This window comes from Pseudoalteromonas sp. Z1A2 (assembly GCF_011378755.1).
GTDB classification, from domain to species: domain Bacteria; phylum Pseudomonadota; class Gammaproteobacteria; order Enterobacterales; family Alteromonadaceae; genus Pseudoalteromonas; species Pseudoalteromonas distincta.
The window spans coordinates 138368-145994 of sequence record NZ_WTKX01000007.1 but is presented as its reverse complement, the minus strand read 5'-3'; the positions used below and the strand labels follow the sequence as shown (position 1 = coordinate 145994).

Below are 7627 nucleotides of genomic sequence, written 5' to 3'. Positions count from 1 at the left end.
GCAGTTAGTGTAGTTTTACCGTGGTCAACGTGGCCGATTGTACCAACGTTTACGTGCGGTTTTACGCGTTCAAACTTTTCTTTTGCCATCTTAAAAAATTCCTAATAAAGAAATTAAAGCCTGACTCACTATTGAGCCAGACAAGCTAAAATTATATAACAGCGCGAGCTGAAATTATTGTATCTGCGACATTTTTAGAGGCTTCAGCGTACTTCACAAACTCCATAGAGTATGAGGCACGGCCCTGTGTTGCAGATCGTAAAGCAGTTGCATAACCAAACATTTCAGAAAGAGGAACTTGCGCATTAATTTGCTTAAGTCCACCTAATGCATCTTCCATGCCTTCGATTATGCCGCGGCGACGGTTTAAGTCGCCAACTACATCACCCATATTTGAATCAGGAGTGAGTACTTCAACCTTCATTACTGGCTCTAAAAGTACAGGGTTAGCTTCAAGCGCCCCGTTTTTCATTGCCAGTGAACCTGCTATTTTAAATGCCATTTCATTCGAATCTACATCATGGAATGAACCATCATATAAAGTCGCTTTAACGCCAAGTAATGGGTAGCCTGCCAGTACACCTTGAGACATTTGCTCTTGGATACCTTTGTCTACCGCAGGAACGAATTCTTTAGGAACTGAACCACCTACGGTTTCGTTAACGAACTCGTAAATTGGTGACTCATCATCCGTAATATCCATCGGTTCAAGTTTAATCCAAACGTGTCCATATTGGCCACGACCACCTGACTGACGTATAAACTTCCCTTCAACCTTAACAGTTGAACGAATAGCTTCTCGGTATGAGACCTGCGGCTTACCAACGTTACATTCAACACTGAATTCACGTTTCATACGGTCGACGATGATATCTAAGTGAAGTTCACCCATGCCAGAGATTATAACCTGGCCTGATTCTTCGTCAGTTTGTACGCGAAAAGAAGGATCTTCAGCAGCTAGTTTACCTAGTGCGATACCCATCTTATCTTGGTCAGCTATAGTGCGGGGCTCAACCGCAATAGAGATTACTGGTTCTGGGAATTCCATACGCTCAAGCGTAATAATAGAATTCGGATCACACAGTGTTTCACCTGTTGTTACGTCTTTAAGACCAATAGCTGCCGCGATGTCGCCTGCGAAAACTTCTTTGATCTCTTCACGAGAGTTTGAATGCATCTGTACGATACGGCCAAGTCGCTCACGCTTACTTTTTACTGGATTATATACCGTGTCACCCTGTTTAACAGTACCAGAGTAAACACGGAAAAAGGTCAAGGTTCCAACAAACGGGTCTGTTGCAATCTTAAATGCGAGTGCAGCAAACGGCGCTTTATCATTAGCTGGACGTTCTTCCTCAGTACCATTTTCTAAGATACCTTGGATTTGTTTCACTTGCTCTGGTGACGGCATATATTCAACAACGCCATCAAGCACAGCTTGAACGCCTTTGTTTTTAAATGCGCTACCACAAGTAACTGGAACAATCTCATTTGCTAATGTTCGTTGGCGTAAAGCATTTTTAATTTCTGCTTCACTTAACTCTTCACCTTCTAAGTATTTATCCATTAGTTCTTCTGTTGCTTCAGCAGCGCTTTCAACTAAATGAGCGCGCCATTCTTCAGCTAATTCCAGAAGTTCTGCCGGTATTGCCTCATAAGAGAAAGTCATACCCTGGTCCGCTTCGTTCCAGTTAATCACTTTCATTTTTATAAGGTCAATAACACCTTTAAAGTCGTCCTCAGCGCCTACAGGCAACTGAATTGGAACAGGCGTTGCTCCAAGACGAGATTTCACCTGGCTGACCACTGCTAAGAAGTCTGCGCCCGTGCGATCCATTTTATTTACGAAGATCATTCTCGGAACTTCGTATTTGTTCGCTTGACGCCAAACTGTCTCAGTTTGCGGCTGTACACCAGATGAAGCACAAAGAACAACTACCGCACCATCTAGTACGCGTAAAGAACGCTCTACTTCGATAGTGAAATCTACGTGTCCTGGAGTATCAATAATATTGATACGATGGGCGTCAAATTGAGCGTCCATCCCTTTCCAAAAACACGTTGTTGCAGCAGAAGTGATTGTGATACCACGCTCTTGTTCCTGCTCCATCCAATCCATAGTTGCAGCGCCATCATGTACTTCACCGATCTTATGAGAAAGACCTGTGTAGAACAGAACACGTTCTGTTGTGGTGGTTTTGCCTGCATCTACGTGAGCAACAATACCTATATTACGATAGCGCTCAAGTGGAGTTGTACGTGCCATATGATCCTCTTAAAGGTTAAAGACAGATTACCAACGGTAATGAGCGAATGCTTTATTCGCTTCAGCCATACGGTGAACGTCTTCACGTTTCTTAACCGCAGTGCCTTTATTATCAGAAGCGTCAACGATTTCTTGAGCTAAACGTAAGCCCATAGATTTTTCGCCACGCTTACGTGCAGCGTCTACTAACCAACGCATACCTAATGCGTTACGACGAACTGGACGTACTTCAACTGGTACTTGATAAGTTGAACCACCAACACGGCGAGATTTAACCTCTACCTGTGGACGGATGTTATCAAGTGCAGTCTCAAAGATTTCTAGGTGCGACTTGCCTGATTTCTCAGCAGCCACGTCTAGCGCACCATAAACAATTTTTTCAGCAGTAGATTTCTTGCCGTCTAACATCACGATGTTAACGAATTTAGCAAGAAGTTCCGATCCGAACTTAGGATCTGGAAGAATTTTACGTTGACCGATTACGCGTCTTCTAGGCATTTTGTATCTCCGGTTTATTCAGGTTTGCTCTTTCGAGTCAATCACCCAAAACAATAATTATAAATATTTAGTGCTTGGCCTTACTAACGGAATACAATTACCCTTTAGGGCGTTTTGCACCGTATTTAGAACGAGCTTGACGACGATCGCTAACGCCTGCACAGTCAAGTGCACCACGAACAGTGTGAAAACGCACACCTGGTAAATCTTTAACACGACCACCACGGATTAGGATTACACTATGCTCTTGAAGGTTATGACCTTCACCGCCAATGTATGAAGTTACTTCGAAACCGTTAGTTAAACGTACACGTGCTACTTTACGTAACGCCGAGTTTGGTTTCTTAGGTGTAGTTGTATATACGCGAGTACATACACCGCGCTTTTGCGGACACGCTTTTAGTGCAGCTGAGTTACTTTTCGTAACCTTGCTACGGCGTGGCTTACGCACTAGCTGGTTAATAGTTGCCATTTAAATAGCTCCTGAAATTAAAATTACTACTGAAAAAAATAAAAAAATCCGCCCTTTATTTACGAGCCTGCATTAAGCACACAAGTAAATGGGTGGCGGAATTTTAATGAGCAAAGTTTAACCTGTCAACCTAAACTAATCGTAAGACAGCATATAACTGCCTTACGATCACTTAATCTATTGATTAAGAACAGTTTATTGATTTCCAGACAAATCAGCATTTAGAGCGTCTGTAAGTGCTTGAGTCGCCTCTTCTGCACTTACTGTTTGCTCTTCTACTACTACTTTGCTTTGTTTACGGCGAGCCATACGTTCTTGATGATACGCAAAACCGGTACCGGCTGGGATCAAACGACCCACAATTACGTTTTCTTTAAGACCGCGAAGCTCATCGCTCTTACCATTCACTGCCGCATCTGTAAGAACACGTGTTGTCTCTTGGAAAGACGCTGCAGAGATGAAAGATTCTGTTGCTAGTGATGCTTTTGTGATACCCATTAACTGGATTTCAAACTTAGCTGGTATCTTACCTTGTTTTTCAAGGTCACGGTTTGCGATATTAACGCGCGCCACTTCGATTTGTTCACCGGCTAAGAAGTCAGTATCACCGCCGTGCATAATGGTACATTTACGTAACATTTGACGGATAATTGTTTCAATGTGCTTGTCATTGATCTTAACGCCTTGCAAACGGTAAACCTCTTGCACTTCGTTAACGATATAGTTAGCAACATGAGTCACACCACGTAGGCGTAAGATGTCATGCGGTGATTCAGGACCATCGGCAATAACTTCACCTTTAGACACTTGCTCACCTTCAAACACGTTAAGTTGACGCCACTTAGGAATCATCTCTTCGTAATGATCACCTTCAGCTGGAGTAATAACTAAACGCTTCTTACCTTTAGTCTCTTTACCGAAGCTAATTGTACCAGTTACTTCAGCTAATATAGCTGGATCTTTTGGCTTACGAGCTTCAAATAAGTCGGCTACGCGTGGTAGACCACCCGTGATATCACGAGTTTTCGAACCTTCTTGCGGAATACGTGCTAACACGTCACCTGGGTTTGCTGTAACGCCGTCAATAACTTCAATCGTAGTGAATGAAGGAAGACGTGTTTCTTGCAGACCGCGCTCTTCACTTTCAATGATAAGCTTTGGTTCTTTCGTATTTACTTTAGCAAGATCTTTTACAACTACACGGGTTAAACCGGTTAGTTCATCAGTCTGTGCTTCAGTATTTGAATCATCGATATCGCTGAACGATACTTTTGACTTATGCTCAAGAACGATTGGGTGACTATGCGGGTCCCAAGTAGCAACGATGTCGTTACCTTGAACTTCTGCATTGTCTTGCACTGTTAGTACCGCACCGTAAGGTACTTTATAACGCTCTTTCTCACGACCATGACTATCGATGATAGTAATTTCCGTAGAACGAGAGGTAATAACAATCTTACCGTCTGTGTTTAATACGTACTTAGAGTTATGAAGTTTTAATGTACCGTTAGTTTTAACTTGTACATTATTTTCTGCAGATGCTCTAGATGCCGCACCACCGATGTGGAAGGTACGCATTGTTAACTGTGTACCCGGCTCACCGATTGATTGAGCCGCGATAACACCCACTGATTCACCAGCGTTAATGATGTGACCACGTGCTAGGTCACGACCGTAACAGTTAGCACAAACACCAAAGTCATTATCACATGTGATAACAGAACGTACGCGAACTTCATCTACTGAGTGCTCTTCTAAAAGGTCACACAGTTTTTCGTCAAGCATAACATTACGTTCAACAAGTACAGTATTAGTACCTGGAATTACAATATCTTCAGCAACAACACGACCTAGAACACGTTCGCGAAGTGCTTCTACAACATCACCACCTTCAATAAGCGGTTTCATTGTTAAGCCATCTTCTGTGCCACAGTCATCTTCATTGATTACCAAATCTTGTGCAACGTCTACTAGACGACGCGTTAGGTAACCCGAGTTTGCTGTTTTAAGTGCTGTATCGGCAAGACCTTTACGCGCACCATGCGTTGAGATGAAGTACTGAAGTACGTTTAGACCTTCACGGAAGTTAGCTGTGATTGGCGTCTCGATGATTGAACCATCTGGACGTGCCATTAGACCACGCATACCCGCCAACTGACGAATCTGTGCAGCACTACCACGAGCACCTGAGTCGGCCATCATAAACACTGAGTTAAATGACGGTTGCTCTACTTCTTCACCTTTTGCATTGATAACTGTGTCTTTTGACAAGTTAGCCATCATCTCACGTGATAAGTTTTCGTTTACACGTGACCAGATATCGATAACTTTGTTGTACTTTTCACCAGCCGTTACAAGACCTGATTGGAATTGTTGGTTGATTTCAGTCACTTCAGCTTCAGCTGATTCAATTATCTGTGCTTTAATCGGTGGGATAACTAAGTCATCAATACCGATAGAAACACCTGACTTCATTGCATAATGGAAACCGGTGTACATAACTTGGTCAGCAAAGATAACTGTATCTTTAAGACCTAGACGACGGTAACACTCATTCAATAAGCCAGAAATCTGCTTTTTACCTAGCGGCTGGTTGATTGACGCAAACGGCATGCCTTTAGGTAAAATTAGAGACAGAATTGCACGACCAACAGTTGTATCGATAACAGTAACAGTGTCTTCTACTATGCCGTCTTCGTTTTTAACTGATTGGCTAATACGTACTTTCACGATTGCGTGAAGGTCTGCATTGCCGCTGCGGTATGCTTTTTCTGCTTCTTTTGGATCTTTAAATATCGCGCCTTCGCCTTTAGCGTTAATGCGGTCACGAGTCATGTAATAAAGACCCAATACAACATCCTGTGAAGGAACGATGATTGGCTCACCATTCGCAGGAGATAGAATGTTGTTTGTTGACATCATTAAGGCACGAGCTTCAAGCTGTGCTTCGATTGTTAACGGTACGTGTACCGCCATTTGGTCACCATCGAAATCGGCGTTGTAGGCCGCACATACTAATGGATGCAAATGAATCGCTTTACCTTCGATAAGCACAGGTTCAAACGCTTGGATACCCAAACGGTGAAGTGTTGGTGCACGGTTAAGTAATACTGGATGTTCACGAATTACTTCGTCAAGTACATCCCATACTTCCGGAACTTCACGTTCAACCATCTTCTTAGCTGCTTTGATTGTCGTAGCCATGCCGCGACGCTCTAATTTGCCATAGATGAATGGTTTGAATAACTCTAGTGCCATCTTCTTAGGAAGACCACATTGGTGAAGCTTAAGAGTAGGACCTACTGTGATTACAGAACGGCCTGAATAATCTACACGCTTACCAAGTAAGTTCTGACGGAAACGACCTTGCTTACCCTTGATCATATCAGCAAGAGATTTAAGAGGACGTTTGTTAGAACCTGTAATTGCACGACCACGACGACCGTTATCAAGTAGCGCATCTACCGCTTCTTGTAACATACGTTTTTCGTTGCGTACAATAATGTCTGGTGCTGCTAAATCTAGTAGGCGCTTAAGACGGTTATTACGGTTAATAACACGACGGTAAAGGTCGTTTAGATCAGATGTCGCAAAACGACCACCGTCTAATGGTACTAATGGGCGTAGATCAGGTGGCAATACTGGAAGTACTGTCATGATCATCCACTCAGGGTTATTACCTGATTGGTGGAACGATTCCATTAACTTAAGACGTTTAGTGATTTTTTTACGCTTAGTTTCAGAGTTAATTGTTGGTAACTCTTCACGCATCTCAGCAATTAATTGAGCAAGATCAAGTTCACGAAGCAAGTCTAAAACTGCTTCAGCACCCATCTTCGCTTCAAATTCATCACCGTGCTCTTCTAGTGAATCTAAGTATTCTTCTTCACCTAATAGTTGACCACGCTCAAGCGTTGTCATACCAGGCTCAGTTACTACGAATGATTCGAAGTAAAGAACACGTTCAATATCACGAAGCGTCATATCTAGCATTAAGCCAATACGTGACGGTAATGATTTTAAAAACCATATATGTGCAACTGGGCTCGCAAGGTCGATATGACCCATACGATCGCGTCGCACTTTAGTGAGTGTTACTTCAACGCCACACTTTTCACAGATCACACCACGGTGTTTAAGGCGTTTATATTTACCACATAAACACTCATAATCTTTCACTGGGCCAAAAATACGGGCACAGAATAAGCCGTCGCGCTCAGGCTTGAAAGTACGGTAGTTAATAGTCTCAGGTTTCTTTACTTCACCGTATGACCATGAACGAACCATGTCTGGTGAAGCAAGACCAATGCGAATTGCATCGAATTCTTCGGTCTTATTTTGTTGCTTCAGAAACTTAAGTAAGTCTTTCACCTTAGCTCTCCTGTCGGAGT

General features: G+C 42.9%; 5 protein-coding genes. All 5 read right to left on the bottom strand.

The genetic code is table 11. The features are described from left to right. Positions 1-89, bottom strand: an 89-nt coding sequence (locus GQR47_RS07550) for a GTP-binding protein (protein WP_233997923.1), incomplete at its 3' end; no start/stop codon positions are given. A gap of 62 nt (positions 90-151) precedes the next feature. Continuing rightward, entirely contained in the window at positions 152-2266 is a 2115-nt protein-coding gene (fusA, locus tag GQR47_RS07545; RefSeq protein ID WP_002958887.1) for an elongation factor G, read from the bottom strand. Between the two features lie 27 nt (positions 2267-2293). Beyond that, positions 2294-2764 carry a 30S ribosomal protein S7 gene (gene rpsG, locus GQR47_RS07540; RefSeq protein ID WP_010555004.1) on the bottom strand — a complete coding sequence of 157 codons (471 nt, stop codon included), beginning with the start codon at positions 2762-2764 and terminating at the stop codon, positions 2294-2296. A gap of 97 nt (positions 2765-2861) precedes the next feature. Next, entirely contained in the window at positions 2862-3236 is a 375-nt protein-coding gene (rpsL, locus tag GQR47_RS07535; RefSeq protein WP_002958885.1) for a 30S ribosomal protein S12, read from the bottom strand. Between the two features lie 195 nt (positions 3237-3431). After that, the gene (rpoC, locus tag GQR47_RS07530; RefSeq protein WP_002958884.1) at positions 3432-7607 is read right to left on the bottom strand and encodes a DNA-directed RNA polymerase subunit beta'; all 4176 of its coding nucleotides are present in this window, start codon (positions 7605-7607) and stop codon (positions 3432-3434) included. Positions 7608-7627 lie beyond the last annotated feature (20 nt).

What these genes read in the sequence shown, in the direction of transcription:
- fusA (WP_002958887.1), bottom strand. Translation starts at nt 2,266, where the DNA reads ATGGCACGTACAACTCCACTTGAGCGCTATCGTAATATAGGTATTGTT.
- rpsG (WP_010555004.1), bottom strand. Translation starts at nt 2,764, where the DNA reads ATGCCTAGAAGACGCGTAATCGGTCAACGTAAAATTCTTCCAGATCCT.
- rpsL (WP_002958885.1), bottom strand. Translation starts at nt 3,236, where the DNA reads ATGGCAACTATTAACCAGCTAGTGCGTAAGCCACGCCGTAGCAAGGTT.